Genomic DNA, 16,881 nt, shown 5'->3' on the forward strand with positions numbered 1-16,881 from the left:
CGCCGTCAGTCGGTCGCCGAGACCACCCGGGCACCCGCGACGGGACCGGCCGCGGTGAGGACGCGGTCCGCGACCCCGGAGGCGGTGAACGCCGCGGCCAGGACGAGCGCGTGCTGCCGGCTGCGGGCGAGCGCGGCGACCGTCGGGCCGGAGCCGGACACGATCACGCCGAGCGCACCCGCGTCCTCCGCGACGGCGAGCGGCTCGGCGAGCCCGGGGTCGAGCTCGAGGGCCGCCATCTGCAGGTCGTTGTGCAGCGCGGCGCCGAGGGCCCGGGCGTCGCCCGCGCGCAGCGCCTGCATGAGGGGCACGTCCGCCTCGGGGTCCGGATCCGCGAGGGCGTCGTGCCCGTGGAGCTCGTCGAACGCGCGGTACACGGCGGGCGTCGAGAGCCCGCGGTGCTGCACGGCGAACGCCCAGTGGAACTCGCCGCGCGTCAGGGCGGGCGTCAGGAGGTGGCCGCGCCCGGACCCGACGGCGGTGTGCCCGGTGAGCGAGAACGGCACGTCGGAGCCGAGCGCCGCGGCCAGGTCGAGCAGGTCGTCGCGGCCGAGGCCGGTGCGCCACAGGGCGTCGCACGCGACCAGCGCGGCGGCGGCGTCGGCCGAGCCGCCCGCCATGCCGCCGGCGACGGGCACGTCCTTGACGACGTGCAGGTGCACGCCCGCGTCGATCCCGACGCGCTCGGCGAGCATCCGCGCGGCCCGGAGCGCCAGGTTGCCGTCGTCCGTCGGCACGACCTCCGCCTGCGGACCGCTCACGGTGAGCTCGAAGACGTCCGACGGCGTGGCGACGACCTCCTCGAAGACGCCGACCGCCTGGAACACCGTCGACAGCGGGTGGTACCCGTCCTCGTCGCGCGGGCCGACCCGCAGCGAGAGGTTGATCTTCCCGGGCGCGCGGACCCTGACCTCGTGCTCGGGCAGCGGGGCCACGGGGGTCAGCGTCACGGCTCCACTGTGCCAGGTCCGCCAGCGCCCGCGCCCGCGGGGGCCGCGAGCTGCTCGGCGATGCGCGCGAACGCCTCGATGTCGAGCCGCTCGCCGCGGGCCTGCGGGTCGACGCCCGCGGCGACGAGCGCGGTCTGCGCCGCGTCGGCCGACCCGGCGAGGCCCGCGAGCGCGGGGCGCAGCATCTTGCGTCGCTGCGCGAACGCCGCGTCGACCACGGCGAAGACGTCCTCGCGCGTCGCGGTCGTCGTGGGCGGGTCCCGGCGGTCGAGCCGGACGAGCGCCGAGTCGACGTTCGGGACCGGCCAGAACACGCTGCGGCCGACGGTCGCGGTCCGGCGCGCGTGCGTGTACCAGGCGGCCTTGGCCGACGGCACGCCGTAGGTGCGGCTGCCGGGCGGGGCCGCGAGCCGGTCGGCGACCTCGGCCTGCACCATGACGAGCGCGCGCTCGAGCGAGCCGAACCGCTCGAGGAACGTCAGCAGCACGGGGACCGACACGTTGTACGGCAGGTTCGCGACCAGCGCGACGGGCGGCTCGCCGGGCAGCGCGCGGACCTCGAGCGCGTCGCGCAGCACGACGGTCAGGCGGTCACGGCCGTCGGCGTCCCGCAGCACGACGACGGGCGCACCGTCGGCGTCGTCCGCCTGCTCGACCGTGAGACCCGGCACGTGGGCCGCGACCGTGTCGGGCAGCAGCCGCGCGAGGACCGGGTCGATCTCGACGGCGACGACGTCCGCGCCGGCCTCGAGCAGCCCGAGCGTCAGCGACCCCAGGCCGGGCCCCACCTCGACGACCCGCTCGCCCGGCCCGACGTCGGCCTGCCGGACGATCTTGCGGACGGTGCCGGCGTCGAGGACGAAGTTCTGCCCGAGGGTCTTGGTGGGCCGCACCCCGGCCCGCTCGGCGAGCGCCCGGATCTCCGCAGGCCCGAGCAGCGAGGTCGACATGCGCACGAGCCTAGGTGCTCCGGCGGGGACGACGACGCCCGCCGCCCCGGGTGGGGTCGGCGGGCGTCGTCGGGACGCGGTGCGTCAGGAGAAGAGGTACTTGCCGCAGTGCGGCCACTGGCCGGCACCCGAGCGGTTGTAGAGCATCTTCGCGCGCGCGGTCTGCTCGTCCGGGCTCGCCTGCGACGGGAGACCGGCACCGCCGACCGCCTGCCACGTCGCCACCGAGAACTGGTAGAGACCGTGGTACTTGCCCGTCGACGACACGGCCGACGGGTTGCCGCCGGACTCGCACCTCGCGAGGGCGGCCCAGTTGAGCGAGTCGGCGCTGCCGCCCGCCGTGATGGGGCCGGCCGTGGTCGAGCCCGACGACGTCGCCGGTCGGGGCGTCGCGGCCGGGCGGGCCTTGGTGCCCGTCTTGACGAGCTCGTCGACCGGGGCCTGCGTGACCTGGTCCGACACGGTCTCGCGGGCCGTCTCGACGCCGTCGACGGTCGTGACGCGCTCGACGAGCGTGCGCACGCCGGGGACGCCGGCGACGGCGACCTTGCGCTGACCGGTGTAGAGGCTCGCGTCCTCCTGCGTGCTCGACGCGAAGGGCACGGCGTGCGTCGAGGCGACCTCCTGCACGGCCACGCGGTTCACGACCACCTGGACGCGCCCCTCGGGCGTCTGGCGGACGGACACGCGGTCGAGCGGGTCGAGCGTGATGCCGAGCTCGCCGAGCACCTGCGCGACGCGGGCGTCGCCGTCGGGCGTCTGCAGCGTCCGGCCGTCGACGAGGACGTCGGCGGAGCCGTGCAGCGTGAGGTCCAGCGCGAGCTCGGGGCGGCCGCCGGCGGCGGAGCGCGACGCGACGAGCGCCACGTCGTCCGCGCGGGACGCGAGCGTGTCGAGCGCCTCGTCGGCGGTGATCGCGGTCGTCCAGACCGGCGTCTCGGTGCCGTCGAGGGCGACGGTCACCTGGTGCGCGTGCCGCACGACGACCTCGGCACCCTCGGCGAGCGCGCCGCTCGGGGTGACGACGTCGCGCTCCCCGAGCTGGACGCCCTGCTCGGCGAGCAGCCCGTCGACGGAGCCGGCGAAGGTGGTGACACGCACGACCTCGCCGTCGACGTCGAGCGTCACGGCCTTGTTCGCGTGGGCGTAGCCGGCCGTCGCGCCCCCGACGAGGAGGACGGTGGCGGCGGCGACGAGCGGGACCAGTCGACGACCGGACCGGAGGCCCTTCGTCGCGGCGCCCTGACCGTCGGTGGCGGTCGGGGTCTCGTCCCCCGGGGTCTGCGGGGACTCGGCGCTGCTGCGCGCGAAGGAACTGCGGAATCGGGTCGTGAAGGTCACGGGGCTCCAGCCGTCGTCGTGCCCGGGCACGGGGGGCGGGTCGTGCCCCGCAGGGCACCCGGTGGGCGCGTGACGCTCGGCGCACGCGAGAGGTCAGCCCTCGGGCTGTCCCCCACCGGTCCCGGATCCCCGATCCGGCCGTCGTGACGGCCGCTGTTCCGAGCCGTCGCAGGGGTCCCGCACCGCCGACACGACCACCGCGCATCGCATGCACACGGGGGCCGGAACGGGCAGGACCGACACGCGACCGTAACGGAACCGTGACAGAACTCCAAGCCCGCGGGGCGGTCACGCCGGGGTGAAAGAGATCACAGCGCGACGTCCTCGCAGGTCAGCGCTGCGCGACGGGTGAGGTCAGTACCAGCCCTTGGCCTGGCTGTGCGCCCACGCGCCGCACGGGTTCCCGTACCGCGCACTGATGTAGTTCAGGCCCCAGGTGATCTGCGTCGCGGGGTTCGTCTGCCAGTCCGCGCCGACCGTCGCCATCTTCGAGCCGGGCAGCGCCTGCGGGATGCCGTACGCGCCCGACGACCGGTTCTCCGCGTTGACGCGCCAGCCGCTCTCCTTGTTCCAGAGCGACAGCAGGCACGCGAACTGGTCGTCGCCCCAGCCGCGGGCCGCGGCCATCTCCTTGCCCATCGCCTGCGCCGTGCCCGGCTCGACCGCGACCGTCGACGGGTCGGGCAGCTCGGCGGTGCCGACGCGCACGACCTGCGTCACGGGCGGCGTCGTCACGACGGACGTGATCGGGGTCCGGCCCACGACGACGCCGCCGACGACCTGCAGCTCGTACGTGGTGGTCCGCACGCCCGCGCGCCCCTTGGTCTTCACGACCTTGTTGCCCTTGACGAGGGTCGGGTCCTCGACCTCCTGGACCTCGAACGGCATCGCCTCGGTGACGGTCTCGCCGCCCGTGCCGGCGCGCGTGACCAGCACGACGAGGCCGTCGACGGCCGTCGCGTCGAGCGGGACCGAGACCTTGTCGCCCTCGTTCAGCACCAGGCCGACGTCCTTGAGCGCGTCGCGCACGACCGCGGCGCTGCTCAGGCCGTCGATGACCTGGCCGTCGACCACCAGGTGGATCGTCTTGAGCGTCGACACGCGCAGCACGTCGCCGCGCTCGAGCGCCGAGCTGCGGGACGCCGACAGCCGCACCTCGCCCTCGCGCAGCCCCAGCCCGTCGACCGCCTCGCCCACGGTGAGGGCGGTGCTCCACACCGTGCGCTCCTCGCCGTCGACCTCGACCTGCAGCTCGTGGCCGTGCCGCACGACGATCTGCCCGCCGCGCGCGATCGGGTCGCCGAGCGCCGGCGCGACGAGGTCGCGCTCCCCGACCTGCACGTCGCTGCCCTCGAGCACGTCCGCGACCGTCCGGCCGAACGCCTGCACCTCGACGGCGCGGCCGTCGACGTCGAGCGTGACCTCCTTGTGCAGCACCGCGAAGGCGCTCGTGACGCCGACGACGAGCGCCAGGACCACGGCCCGCGCCACCGCGGGGAGCGCGCCCGACCGCGCGGCGGTCACGGGCGGGTGGGCAGGGCGCACGCGGGACGTCCTTCGGGCCGGGAGGGGGCGGCCTGGGCGGCCCGTCCGGACCGCCCTGGGGCGACCGTCGTGGACGCCTGTCCGACCGTAACCGATCCGTGACCCGACCGACCACCTGCGGCCGGACCCCGGACGCCCGGTCGACGGCGCGACGACCGTGCCGGGACGCACGTCAGCCAGGTCACCAGGGACCGTAGACCCGCTCCGCCGTCGCCGAGACGCTGGCGCACACGTCCTCCAGGGACCGTCCCGTCACCTCGGCGACCGTCCGCACCGTGCCGGGCAGCAGGTAGGGCGCGTTCGGGCGGCCGCGGAACGGGTGCACCGTGAGGTACGGCGCGTCCGTCTCGACCATCAGCAGCTCCGGCGGGACCTCGCGCAGCGCCGCACGCAGGTCGTCGTTCGCACCGAACGAGACCGGCCCCGCGAACGACAGGAACCAGCCGTGCGACACCGCGAGCCGGGCGAGCTCCGCGTCGCCCGAGAAGCAGTGGAACACCGTCCGGTCCGGGGCGCCGTCGGCGAGCAGCACCTCGACGACCTCGGCGTGCGCGTCCCGGTCGTGGATCTGCAGCGCCAGCCCGAGCTCCTTGGCCAGCGCGACGTGCGCGCGGAACGCCTCCCGCTGCACCTCGCGACCCCGCGGGCCGGCGCGGAAGAAGTCCAGCCCGGTCTCCCCGATCGCCCGCACCCGGGGCGTCGCCCGCGCGACCGCCGCGACGCGCGCGAGCGCCTCGTCGAGCGGGACGTCCTCGTGCACGAACCGCGGGTCCGGCGTCAGCCCGTCCGGGGCGACCTCGCGGACACCCGCGTGCAGCACGGCCTCGTTGGGGTGGATCGCGACGGCGCCGAGCAGCGCCGGGTGCGCCTGCACCAGGTCAGCCGTCAGCACCACCGACTCGAAGTCGCAGCCGACCTGCACCATCCGGTCCACGCCGACGGACGCCGCCCGTGCCAGGTGGTCGTCGAGGGTCGGCGCCGGGGCGTCCCGCTCGGCGGCGCCGTCGGCCGACCGCCGCCAGCCGTCGGCCACCCACCCCAGCACCGACTCGAGGTGCGTGTGGTTGTCGACGACCGGCAGCGGCAGCGGCTCCGGCGGCGGCGGCCAGCCGCGGTCGCGCGTGCGCGCCACGTCAGGCATGCTCGGCGCGCGCGATCTCCTCCTCGACGATCGCGTCGTCGAGCTTCGTGAAGACCGGCACCGGCTTGTCGACCGACGTGCCCGGGACCAGCGGGGTGGAGGCCCAGGCCGGCGTCGCCGAGTAGTCGCCCGTGATGATCGGGTACGAGCGCGACGCGTCGTCCAGGTCCTCGACCTCGTCGATCCGCGGCATCGGCGCGAACGTGCCCGTGCCGCCCAGCGTCTCGTGCACCTTCTGCGCGGCGAACGGCAGGAACGGCGCGAGCATCGTGTTCGCGTCCGCGACGGCCTGCGCGGCCGTGTGCAGCACCGTGCCGAGCCGCTCGCGGTCCGCCTTGAGCTTCCACGGCTCGGTCTCCGACAGGTACCGGTTGGCCTCCTGCACGACGCGCATCGCCTCGCCGATCGCGGCCCGGTTGCGGTGCTCGCCGAGCAGCTTCCCGACGGTGTCGAACCCGGCCGCCGTCGTCGCGCGCAGCGCCTCGTCCACCGGCTGCAGCGCGCCCGCCTCGGGGATCGCGCCGAAGTTCGTGTGGATCATGTTCGCGGTGCGGTTCACCAGGTTGCCCCAGCCCGCGACGAGCTCGTCGTTCGTCCGGCGCTTGAAGTCCGCCCACGTGAAGTCGGCGTCCTGCGTCTCCGGGCCCGCGACCGACAGGTAGTACCGCAGCGCGTCCGGCTGGTACCGCGACAGCATGTCGCGGACCAGGATCACGCGCCCGCGCGACGTGCTGAACTGCTCGCCCGCGACGTTGAGGTACTCGCTCGACACGACCTCCGTCGGCAGCTGGAGGTTCCCGTAGACGCCCGGCTCACCGCCGCGCGACCCGCGCCCGTCGTAGCCCATGAGCTCCGCCGGCCAGATCTGCGAGTGGAACGTGATGTTGTCCTTGCCCATGAAGTAGTACGACAGGGCCTGGGGGTCGTTCCACCAGCCGCGCCACGCCTCCGGGTCACCCGAGCGCCGCGCCCACTCGATCGACGCCGACAGGTACCCGATGACCGCGTCGAACCACACGTACAGACGCTTGTTCGGGTTCTCCTGCCAGCCCGGCAGCGGCACCGGGATGCCCCAGTCGATGTCGCGCGTCATCGCGCGCGGACGCATGTCGTCGATCAGGTTGAGGCTGAAGTTCAGCACGTTCGGGCGCCAGCCCTGCCGCGTGCTCAGCCACTGCTCGAGGGCCTGGGCGAACGCGGGCAGGTCGAGGAAGAAGTGCGTCGACTCGACGAACTTCGGGGTCTCGCCGTTGATGCGGCTCTTCGGGTTGATGAGGTCGATCGCGTCGAGCTGGTTGCCGCAGTTGTCGCACTGGTCGCCGCGCGCGCCGTCGTAGCCGCAGATCGGGCAAGTGCCCTCGATGTAGCGGTCCGGCAGCGTGCGGCCCGTGCTCGGGCTGATCGCCCCCATGGTCTCCTGCTCGACCATGTACCCGTTCTTGTGCACCGTGCGGAACATCTCCTGCACGACCGCGTAGTGGTTGCGCGTCGTCGTCCGCGTGAACAGGTCGTACGACAGGCCGAGCTGCGTGAGGTCCTCGACGATGACGCGGTTGTAGCGGTCCGCGAGCGCCTGCGGCGTCACGCCTTCCTTCTCCGCCTGCACGAGGATCGGCGTCCCGTGCTCGTCCGTGCCCGACACCATGAGCACGTCGTGGCCCGCCATCCGCATGTAGCGGGAGAAGACGTCCGACGGGACGCCGAAGCCGGCGACGTGACCGATGTGGCGGGGGCCGTTCGCGTAGGGCCACGCGACGGCCGACAGGATGCGGGACATGCGCCCGATCCTAGGTGAGCGGGTCGGGCCCGGTCGTCGCAGTTCCGGGGCCCGGCGTCAGGTCGGCAGCCAGCCCGTCGGCGTCGGGAACGGCCAGATCGCGACGTAGCCGACCGCCAGCGCACCGACGACCGCGAGCGCACCGAGCACCGCACGGACGACCGGTGCCGGCCTCCCGGTGCGCACGACCACGGCGAGCACGGCGAGCGCCACGACCACGACCGACGCCGCGACCGCGGCGGCGAGCACGTGTGCGTGCGGTGTGCACGACACCGGCGGCGGGAGGATCGCCGGGCACACGTCGAGCGGTCGCGGGAGCAGCACGCGGCGCAACGAGTCGCGGGCGACCCACGCGATCCCGAGCAGCGCGAGCACGGTGACGACGCCACCGAGGAGCAGCGGGCGGCGCAGGAGCGTCCCGCGGGCGGCGGCCGTCGACGTCGTCACCCGACCACCCCAGCATGGAGCGCGGGCGGGACGGAAGGGCTGGTCACCCGGTCGGTCAGTCGTCGTACAGGCGGTCGCGTGCCTCGGTGTCCTCGACGGGCACGAACGTGGCCCGGTCGCTCGAGACGTCCCAACCGCGGTCGTCGCGCGCGGCCGGCGGGATGCGGATCGGCTGCGTGTCGCCCGGCCGGTACGCGGGCTCGCGCTCCGGGCCGGGGGGCGGTGAGCCCGGGACGGTCGCGCCGCCCGGGACGTGCTGCCACGCCGGCGCGGGCGCCGGGACGGGAGCCGGGACCGGGCCCTGCACCGGCCACGCACCCCCGGTCGGCACGGCACCCGGCCAGCCGGCGGCCGGCGCGGCACCGGGCCAGCCCGCACCCGGCACGAGGCCCGGGGTGGTCCTGCCGTACGCGGCGGCGGCGGGGGATCCGGGCGTGAAGATCGTCGCGCACAGCTCGCGGTACGTGGCGTCCGGGCGAGCGACCCAGTTGATGCGTCGCATCGCCTGGTCCTGGCCGGCCGACTCCAGCAGGAACTCGCCGTACCCGAGCACGCGTCCGACGAGCGAGCGCGAGTACCGCATGTCCGTGATCTTGACGAGCGGCATCATCGCGACCTTGTGCGTGACGAGGCCGTACAGCAGGAGCATCCGCTTGTCCGTCGCGACGAACCACTCGTTGCGCCAGTCGAGCACCTTCCAGCCGAGCCGGCCGAGCAGCACGAGGAACAGCAGCCACAGCCAGTCCGCACTCTCCCCGACCACCACGCCCGCGCCCGGCACCACGAGGAACGCGAGGAGCAGGAAGCCCCCGAACGTCGTGAGCACGGGCTCGGCGAGCTTGCCCCAGTGGGAGCGGGCGGTGAACACGACGCGCTCGCCCGGCAGCACGTACCGGCGGATGTTGCGGTGGCTGCGGACGATCGCCTCGGGAGTCGTCATGGCGCGCGGTCGGACCGGCTACTCGGTGAGGCCCGCGAAGAACTGGCCGAAGCTCGCGAACGCGCCCGTGATCATGTCCCACAGCGCGCGCACCAGGTCGGCGGCCCGGTCCGGGCTCGTGACGATCGCGTAGACGAGGAAGATCGCGACGATCCAGATGAGGGTGGTCTTGAGCTTCGGCGGCATGGGTCCTCGCAGGTCGGGCGTCGGGTCGGGCGGGTCGGCCCCGACCGGGGCGGCCGAGGTCGGTCCGGGGCGGGCGGCGCGGGGCCGTCCGACGCGTTCCGGCGCGGCAAAGGGTACTGACCGGACACCCCGGTGCCGGGGAGCGCACGCCCGCGTGGCGCGAAACGGGTGAATCGGTCGGCGTGTCGCGTCGCGGTGCCCCGGCGTGTCGCGCGCCGCGGCGTCGACGCGGACGACCGGGCCGTGGCGGCGGTCAGCGGACGACAGGGCCGTGGCGGCGGTCAGCGGACGACGACGCGCAGGACCCGGTCGTCGCCGTCGCGCGGGGTGCCGCGCCCGCCGGTGTTGTTCGTCAGCACCCACAGCGACCCGTCGGGGGCGGGCTCGACCGCCCGGAGCCGGCCGTGCTCCCCGACGAGCAGCGCCTGCGGGACCCCCAGACCCGCACCCGGGTCGCCGGCCACGGCCGGCAGGAGCGGCAGGCGCCACAGCCGCTCGCCGCGGAGCGCCGCGAGGTAGACGCCCTCGCCCGTCACGGCGAGGCCGCTCGGCGAGGCGTCGCTCGTCGGCCACGTCGCGACCGGGTCGACGAACCCGCGGTTCGCCCCGCCCCCACCCTCGACGACCGGCCAGCCGTAGTTGCCGCCGGGCTCGACCACGTTGAGCTCGTCCCAGGTGTTCTGGCCGAACTCCGCCGCGAACATCCGCCCGTCCGACGACCACCCGAGGCCCTGCACGTTGCGGTGCCCGAGGCTCCACACCGGCGACGACGGGTCGGGGTTCCCGGGTGCGGGGGCGCCGTCGGGCGTCACGCGCAGGATCTTGCCGCCCAGCGAGCCCGGGTCCTGGGCACGGTCCGGCTGCCCGGCGTCGCCCGTCGTCACGTAGAGGTAGCCGTCCGGCCCGACCGCGAGGCGACCGCCGTCGTGGTTGCCCGCGCGCGGGATGCCCGTGAGCACCGGCGTCAGGTCACCGAGCGTCGTGCCGTCGAGCGTGCCGCGCAGCACCCGGTTGTCGTCCTCGGTGGTCGCGTAGAGCACGAGGTCGGCGCCCGTGTCCCCCTCGTCGAGCACCGCGACACCCAGCAGTCCGCCCTCGCCGCCCGGTGCCACGACGTCCGCGAGCGCGTCCGCGCCCGGGCCCGTCACCTCGCGCACTGCGCCGTCGGGGGCGACGAGGACGACGCGCACCTCGTCCCGCAGCGTCACGAGCGCGGAGCCGTCGGCGAGGAACGCGATCCCCCAGGGCACGTCGAGGCCCGTCACGACGTCCTCGACCTCGACGACCTCGACCGTCGCCGGACCCGACGGTCCGGTCGTCGTGCCGGGGGACGTCGCCGCCGTCCCCGACGCCCCCGTGGGCGTCACGCCGGTCCCGACGCCGCCCGACGTGCACCCCGCCGCGAACGCCGCGACCGCGACCAGCCCGACGGCCCCGGGGACGACGCGTCGCGCACGCGCCCGGTCCCGCCGGTGGGGACGCCCGTCGGAGGTCATGCCCCAGCGCAGCACGCACCCGTGCCGGCCGCCACCCGTCGTGCGAGGCTGGACGTCGGAACCGTCACGCCGGGAGGTCACCATGAGCACCGCGGAGCCGACACGTCGGGCTCTCGTCGTCGTCGACGTCCAGCCCACCTTCTGCGAGGGCGGCGCGCTGCCGGTCGAGGGCGGCAACGCGGTCGCGCGGGACATCGCGCTGTACGTCGCCGAGCACCGCGACCGGTACGACCTCGTCGTCACGACGCAGGACTGGCACATCGACCCCGGGGCGCACTTCAGCGACGAGCCCGACTACGTCGACACCTGGCCGCCGCACGGCGTCGCCGGCACGGCCGAGGCCGACCTGCACCCCGCGCTGTCCGCGATCGTCCCCGAGGCGAGCGTGAAGAAGGGCCAGTACGCCGCGGCCTACTCGGGATTCGAGGGCGTCGACGGCGAGGGCCGCGGGCTCGCGCAGATCCTGTCCGACGGCGGCATCACCGACGTCGACGTCGTCGGGCTCGCCGAGTCGCACTGCGTGCGGTCGACCGCGATCGACGCCGTCGGGCTGGGGCTGCGCACGCGCGTCCTGACGGACCTCACCGCGCCGGTGACCGCCGAGCTCGGCGCGGCCGCGCGCGCGCAGATGCAGGCCGCCGGCGCACGGCTCGTCGCGTCGACCGATCTCTGAGCGGCGTCGCGTTCCGGGTCAGCGCGTGTCCTGCGACGCCCACCCGAGGTTGGTCGCCACGCGCTGGAGCACCGCGAGGGTCGTCGCGTAGTCGTCCTCGGTGACGCCCTCCGAGACGCGGTCGCGGAACCCGCGCACCCGATCGGCGAGCGCCGCGACGTGGTCACGGCCGTCGTCGGTGAGCACGTACCCGGCGCCGTCCCGCACGACCCAGCGGCGCGACACGAGCAGCGTGAGCTCGGCCGTCCCGACAGGCTCGCCCGCGGCCGTCTCGAACGGGGCGAGCGCCCGCGCCACCGCGAGCTCGTCGACGGGACCGTCCTCCTGGACGACCGACAGGACCTGCCAGTGCCGGCGGGTCAGGCCGTCACGTGCGAGCTCGGCGTCGAGCCCCACCTCCAGCAGCCGGTCCACGAGCTTCACCCAGTACCCGATCGGGCGTTCCTGCGGCATCGGACCCCCATCCCCCGAACGTCCTCCGCGATCGATCCTGCCACGACCTCCCCGCGTGGCCCGTCGAGCGCGTCAGGCCTGAGCGCGCCGGCGCTGGAGCAGGTCGAAGTACGGGTCGTCCGGACCGATCTCGAACGCCTCCACCACCGCGCCGCTGCGGTCGTAGGTCTCCGAGCGCACCGTGACACCGTGCTCGAAGGTCGCGGCGCGGACCAGGAAGCCCTCCTCGTCGTAGCTGCGCTCGTCGCCGTGGGGCATCCCCCGCCGGTACTCCGTCTCGCTCTGCAGCAGTCCCGACGCGGACCACTCCCGCGCCCAGCCGTGCTGGACGCCGTCCACGTACGCCAGCTCGCTGTAGCGGCCGTCCGCCATCTGCTCGTAGCAGACGCCGGTGAAGAGCTCGCCGCGGTAGGTGAACGTCAGCTCCGAGTCGTAGTCGAGCTGGTCGTCGGCGACCCGCCGGGGTGCGCGTGCCCGCGAGCGCGCAGCGACGGCCGCCCCGTCGTCAGGACTCGTCGAGGAACCGCTCGTGCTCGTCACGTCAGCGGGCGCGGGCCGCGAGGGCCGCCGCGTAAAGGTCGCGCTTCGGGACGCCCGCAGCCGTCGCGACGTCGGCGACGGCGTCCTTGAGACGCTCGCCGGCGTCGGCGCGCGCGAGCACCTCGGCGACCAGGTCGGCCGTCGACGCGGCCTGCGGCCGGGCCGCCCCGCCGACGACCACCACGATCTCCCCGCGGACCTGCCCGTCGTGCGCCCACGCGGCGAGGTCGCGCAGCGGCCCCCGTCGCACCTCCTCGTACGTCTTCGTCAGCTCGCGGCACACCGCAGCCGGCCGTTCGGCACCGAAGGCGTCGACCATCGCGTCGAGCACGTCGTCGAGCCGGTGCGGCGCCTCGAAGAACACCATCGTCCGGCGCTCGTCGGCGAGGTCGGCGAGCGTGCGCGCCCGCTCCCCCGGCTTGCGCGGCAGGAACCCCTCGAAGCAGAACCGGTCGGTCGGCAGGCCGGACAGTGCGAGAGCCGTGAGCACCGCGCTGGGACCCGGGGCCGCCGTCACCGGCAACCCCGCCGCGACCGCCGCCGTCACGACGCGGAACCCCGGGTCGGACACCGCGGGCATGCCGGCGTCCGTCACGACCACGACCGTGCCGCCGCCGGCCACGACGTCGAGCAGGTCGGCGGCGCGCTCGGCCTCGTTGTGCTCGTGGTGGCTGACGACGCGCCCGCGCACCTCGACGCCCAGCCGGGCCGCGAGCGCGCGCAGGCGGCGGGTGTCCTCCGCGGCGACGACGTCCGCCTCCGCGAGCAGGGTGCGCAGCCGCGCCGACGCGTCGTCGGTGTTCCCGATGGGCGTCGCCGCGAGCACGAGCCGGCCGCCGGACGCCTCCGTCGCACCACCGCCGCGCGGGGCGGGTCGGGCGGCGTCGGGTGCGTCGGCTCCGGTCACGCCCGACAGCCTGCCACCTGGCGGGCGTCCACCCCTCGTCCGCCCCTGGCCCTCGCCACAGGGGTCACCCCTACGATGACCGCTGTGCCGCCCACGCGAGACGACGACGCCGCGCTCCCGGAGCACCCGGACGCGCCCTCCGGCGACGCCCCCGACCGTCACGCCCCGGCGCCCGGCGCTCCGGGCGAGGGCACCGCGACGACGACGCCCGGGACCCGTCCCGACGACGCCGACGCGTCGTCCGGCGCCCCGAGCCTCGTCAAGGCGGGCACCCTCGTGACGGACGCCCCGCCGCACGGTCCGGGCGACGGCGACGGCGCGACCGACGCCGAGGACCTGGCCGTCGAGGACGTCGACGACGAGCCGCCGCTCCCCACGCGCGAGCGCCTGCTGCGCACGCTGCTCGGCGCGGACCGGCTGGCCCTCGACCTGACCCCGCGCGACCGTCTCGTCGGCTGGCTGTGGCCGATCGCCGTGACGGTGCTCGCGGGCATCGCCCGGTTCTGGGACCTGGGCCGGCCACACCAGCTCGTGTTCGACGAGACGTACTACGTCAAGGACGCGTGGTCGCTCGTCACGCGCGGCTACGAGGCGCAGTGGTCGGCCGAGCCCAACCCGGCGTTCGAGGCGGGCGACGTGAGCGGCCTCGGCACGGTCGCGTCGTACGTGGTCCACCCGCCGGTCGGCAAGTGGGTCATCGGGCTGGGGATGCAGCTCGGCGGCGGTCCGGACTCGTCGGCGGCGTGGCGCCTGGCGGTCGCGATCCTCGGGACGCTGTCGGTGCTGATGATCGCGCGCATCGCGCGGCGCCTGTTCGCGTCGACGGCGCTCGGCGTCGTCGCGGGCCTGCTGCTCGCGGTCGACGGCGAGGCGATCGTCATGTCCCGCATCAGCCTGCTCGACCCGGTGCTGACGTTCTTCGTGCTCGCCGCGTTCGGGGCGCTGCTGCTCGACCGTGAGCAGGCGAGACGACGGCTGGCCGAACGCGCGGCGGTCGTGATCGACTCGGGCGGCGAGCTCGGCTGGGGGCCACGGCTGGGCTGGCGCTGGTGGCGTCTGGCGGCCGCGGTGCTGCTCGGGCTCGCGATCGGCACCAAGTGGTCGGGCATCTACTTCCTCGCCGTGTTCGGCCTCATGACGGTCGCGTGGGACGTCACGGCGCGCCGCTCGGTCGGGGTGCGGCACTGGGCGCGCGCGGGCGTGCTGCGCGACGGGGTCGTCGCGGGTGTCGCGATGGTCGGCATCGGCGTCGTCACGTACCTCGGGTCGTGGTGGTCGTGGTTCGCGTCGACGGACGCGTACAACCGCCAGTGGGCGGCCCTGAACCCCGGTCAGGGCGTGGACTGGCTGCCGCCCGCGCTGCGCTCCCTGTGGAAGTACCACCAGGACATGTGGGCGTTCCACAACGGCCTCGAGACGCCGCACTCGTACGCGGCGCACCCGCTCGGCTGGATCGTGCAGTGGCGGCCGACGTCGTTCTACTACCCGCCCGAGGTGTCAGGGCTGCAGGGGCAGGCAGCGATCGACGCGTGCGGCGCCGACCAGTGCTCGCAGGCGATCACCGCGCTCGGCAACCCGGTGCTGTGGTGGTGCGGCGCGGCCGCGATCCTCGTGGCGCTCGTGTGGCTGATCCGGTTCCGCGACTGGCGGGCCGGCGCGGTCCTGTCGGGAATCGCGGCGGGCTGGCTGCCGTGGTTCATGTACGCCCACCGCACGATCTTCACGTTCTACTCGATCGCGTTCCTGCCCTGGGTCGTGCTCACGCTCACCTACGTCCTCGGGCTGGTGATCGGCCCGAAGGACGAGCTGGGCGCGAAGCAGCGCCGCGTCGCGATCTGGTGCGTCGGCGTGCTGCTCGCGCTGATCGTCGCCGTGAGCGTGTTCTTCTACCCGATCTGGGCGGGCATGGTGATCCCGTACGACTTCTGGCACATCCACATGTGGATGAGCCAGTGGGTCTGACGCTCCCGTCCTGACGCCGCGTGGCGGGCCGCGACCGGCCCCGCGTCAGCCCGCGGCAGGAGCCCCCGGCCACGTGACCTGCGGGCTCGCGTACCAGGCGAACCCGACGTGGTCCCAGAACGCGCCGTGCTCCGCGACGCGCGCGGCGAAGTCGTCCCAGTCCCGCTGCTCGGGCGCGGTCCACGCGACCTCCGCGACCGCGGCCAGGCGCGGCAGCAGCATCGACGTGAGCTCGGTGAGGTTCGTCAAGGTCTCGGAGAAGACGGCCGCCTCGACGCCGACGACGGACTCCGCGGGGATCCCCGCGATGAGCGTCGACGGCTCCCACTCGTACGAGTCGCGCAGCTCGACGTGCCCCGCCCACTCGAGACCGAGCGGCGTCTCCGCGTCGTACTTCATGTCGAGGTACGCCTTCGACGCCGGCGACATGAGCACCTGCGCGCCCGCCTGCGCCGCGGCGACGAACGGCGCGGGGTCGGCGTTGATGTCCCAGTACTGCACGACCGTGCCCGGCTCGAGCGGCGTCGACGCGATCTCCTGCCACCCGACGACCTTCTTGCCCGCGTCGCGCACGACCGACGACACGAAGCCGACGAGCCGCGCGTACTCGTCGTGGTCCATCGTGAGGACCTCGTCGCCGCCGATGTGCACGTACTCGCCCGGCGTCATCGCCGCGAGGTCGGTGAACACGTCGCGCAGGAACGGCTGCGTCGCGGGCAGGTCCTCGTGCAGGCGGCTGAACCCGACCTCGATACCGGTGTAGACGTCGGTCGGCTCACCGCTCGGCGTGAGCTCGCCGTACGCGTGCGTCGCCGCGTTCACGTGGCCGGGGACGTCGATCTCGGGCACCACGCGGATGCCGCGCGACGCGGCGTAGTCGGTGATCTCCGCGAGCTGCGCGGGGCTGTAGAAGCCGCCCGGCCCACCGCCGACCGACGTCGACGCCGACGCGCGCGTGAGCAGCGGGCGCGACGGCAGGTGGACGCGCCAGCCCTGGTCGTCGGTCAGGTGCAGGTGCAGCACGTTGAGCTTGTAGTGCGCGAGCAGCCCGATGACGGCCTTGACGTCGTCGACCGTGAAGAAGTGCCGCGCGACGTCGAGCGAGAGTCCGCGCCACGTGTACCGCGGGCGGTCCTCGATCCGGACGGGCGCGATCGTCAGCGCACCGTCGCCGATGTCCTGGATCACCTGGCGGAGCGTCACGACCGCGCGGACGAGGCCGGCGGGCGTGCGCGCCTCCAGGTCGACGCGCGACGGCGTGACGACCACGCGGTACGCCTCGTCGGACGCGGGCAGGTCGTCGGTCACGCTCAGCCGCACGACGCTGGGCGCGCCGCCCTCGGTGTAGCGGACCTCGACGGGCCGCCCCGAGAGCCGTCCGAGCAGGTCCGCCGCGAGCACACCGACCGCGACGAGCTCCGGGGCGCTGTCCACGACCAGGATCGTCGTGCCCGACAGCACGAACGGCTCGTCCCCCGTGCTCTCCAGCAGGACGGGACGGGGGATGACGGCGACGTTCTGCACCGGTTCTCCTTCTCGGGGGCGGGCGCCGGGGACGGGCGCCGGAGGCACG

At 74.8% G+C, this 16,881-nt stretch carries 16 protein-coding genes; 2 read left to right on the forward strand and 14 right to left on the reverse strand.

Going from position 1 to position 16,881, the window contains the following annotated elements; all coding sequences use genetic code 11:
* Positions 1 to 5 precede the first annotated feature (5 nt).
* The 10 genes from OOT42_RS16100 to OOT42_RS16145 form a co-directional block, all read right to left on the reverse strand.
* Positions 6 to 950: a 4-(cytidine 5'-diphospho)-2-C-methyl-D-erythritol kinase gene (locus OOT42_RS16100; protein WP_273652170.1), complete on the reverse strand. Its 945-nt coding sequence runs from the start codon at positions 948 to 950 to the stop codon at positions 6 to 8.
* Positions 947 to 1,900 carry a 16S rRNA (adenine(1518)-N(6)/adenine(1519)-N(6))-dimethyltransferase RsmA gene (gene rsmA / locus OOT42_RS16105; protein ID WP_273652171.1) on the reverse strand — a complete coding sequence of 318 codons (954 nt, stop codon included), beginning with the start codon at positions 1,898 to 1,900 and terminating at the stop codon, positions 947 to 949. The genes OOT42_RS16100 and rsmA overlap by 4 nt, the downstream gene beginning before the upstream one ends.
* 84 nt (positions 1,901 to 1,984) lie before the next feature.
* On the reverse strand, positions 1,985 to 3,271 hold the full coding sequence (locus tag OOT42_RS16110) for a resuscitation-promoting factor (protein ID WP_273652172.1): 1,287 nt from the start codon (positions 3,269 to 3,271) through the stop codon (positions 1,985 to 1,987).
* Between the two features lie 324 nt (positions 3,272 to 3,595).
* On the reverse strand, positions 3,596 to 4,786 hold the full coding sequence (locus OOT42_RS16115; RefSeq protein WP_273652173.1) for a ubiquitin-like domain-containing protein: 1,191 nt from the start codon (positions 4,784 to 4,786) through the stop codon (positions 3,596 to 3,598).
* Between the two features lie 181 nt (positions 4,787 to 4,967).
* Positions 4,968 to 5,918: a TatD family hydrolase gene (locus tag OOT42_RS16120; RefSeq protein WP_273652174.1), complete on the reverse strand. Its 951-nt coding sequence runs from the start codon at positions 5,916 to 5,918 to the stop codon at positions 4,968 to 4,970.
* Position 5,919: 1 nt separating this feature from the next.
* Positions 5,920 to 7,704 (reverse strand): methionine--tRNA ligase, encoded by a 1,785-nt coding sequence (gene metG, locus OOT42_RS16125; RefSeq protein WP_273652175.1) that lies wholly within the window; start codon positions 7,702 to 7,704, stop codon positions 5,920 to 5,922.
* 57 nt (positions 7,705 to 7,761) lie between these two features.
* Complete coding sequence (locus tag OOT42_RS16130; RefSeq protein WP_273652176.1) at positions 7,762 to 8,151, reverse strand: hypothetical protein; 390 nt, start codon at positions 8,149 to 8,151, stop codon at positions 7,762 to 7,764.
* 55 nt (positions 8,152 to 8,206) lie between these two features.
* Positions 8,207 to 9,091, reverse strand: coding sequence for a PH domain-containing protein (locus OOT42_RS16135; protein ID WP_273652177.1), 885 nt, complete (start codon positions 9,089 to 9,091; stop codon positions 8,207 to 8,209).
* Between the two features lie 18 nt (positions 9,092 to 9,109).
* The gene (locus tag OOT42_RS16140) at positions 9,110 to 9,277 is read right to left on the reverse strand and encodes a hypothetical protein (protein WP_273652178.1); all 168 of its coding nucleotides are present in this window, start codon (positions 9,275 to 9,277) and stop codon (positions 9,110 to 9,112) included.
* 281 nt (positions 9,278 to 9,558) lie between these two features.
* Positions 9,559 to 10,773 carry a PQQ-dependent sugar dehydrogenase gene (locus OOT42_RS16145; protein ID WP_273652179.1) on the reverse strand — a complete coding sequence of 405 codons (1,215 nt, stop codon included), beginning with the start codon at positions 10,771 to 10,773 and terminating at the stop codon, positions 9,559 to 9,561.
* An 82-nt stretch (positions 10,774 to 10,855) separates the two neighbouring features.
* Between OOT42_RS16145 and OOT42_RS16150 the strand changes: the two genes are divergently transcribed.
* Complete coding sequence (locus OOT42_RS16150) at positions 10,856 to 11,446, forward strand: isochorismatase family protein (protein ID WP_273652180.1); 591 nt, start codon at positions 10,856 to 10,858, stop codon at positions 11,444 to 11,446.
* A gap of 18 nt (positions 11,447 to 11,464) precedes the next feature.
* On the opposite strand, the gene OOT42_RS16155 is transcribed toward OOT42_RS16150, so the two are convergent.
* The 3 genes from OOT42_RS16155 to rsmI all read right to left on the reverse strand — a co-directional run bounded on the left by OOT42_RS16155 (position 11,465) and on the right by rsmI (position 13,346).
* Positions 11,465 to 11,899, reverse strand: coding sequence for a hypothetical protein (locus OOT42_RS16155; protein ID WP_273652181.1), 435 nt, complete (start codon positions 11,897 to 11,899; stop codon positions 11,465 to 11,467).
* Between the two features lie 72 nt (positions 11,900 to 11,971).
* On the reverse strand, positions 11,972 to 12,439 hold the full coding sequence (locus OOT42_RS16160; RefSeq protein ID WP_273652182.1) for a toxin-antitoxin system YwqK family antitoxin: 468 nt from the start codon (positions 12,437 to 12,439) through the stop codon (positions 11,972 to 11,974).
* 1 nt (position 12,440) lies between these two features.
* Positions 12,441 to 13,346 carry a 16S rRNA (cytidine(1402)-2'-O)-methyltransferase gene (gene rsmI / locus OOT42_RS16165; protein WP_423775918.1) on the reverse strand — a complete coding sequence of 302 codons (906 nt, stop codon included), beginning with the start codon at positions 13,344 to 13,346 and terminating at the stop codon, positions 12,441 to 12,443.
* 75 nt (positions 13,347 to 13,421) lie between these two features.
* On the opposite strand from rsmI, the gene OOT42_RS16170 reads away from it, so the two are divergent.
* Positions 13,422 to 15,308, forward strand: a complete 1,887-nt coding sequence (locus OOT42_RS16170; RefSeq protein ID WP_273652183.1) for a dolichyl-phosphate-mannose--protein mannosyltransferase — start codon at positions 13,422 to 13,424, stop codon at positions 15,306 to 15,308.
* Between the two features lie 45 nt (positions 15,309 to 15,353).
* Here OOT42_RS16170 and OOT42_RS16175 read toward each other — a convergent pair whose 3' ends face one another.
* Positions 15,354 to 16,832 (reverse strand): family 20 glycosylhydrolase, encoded by a 1,479-nt coding sequence (locus OOT42_RS16175; RefSeq protein WP_273652184.1) that lies wholly within the window; start codon positions 16,830 to 16,832, stop codon positions 15,354 to 15,356.
* Positions 16,833 to 16,881: the final 49 nt, after the last annotated feature.

It is taken from the genome of Cellulomonas fimi (genome assembly GCF_028583725.1).
GTDB classification, from domain to species: domain Bacteria; phylum Actinomycetota; class Actinomycetes; order Actinomycetales; family Cellulomonadaceae; genus Cellulomonas; species Cellulomonas fimi_B.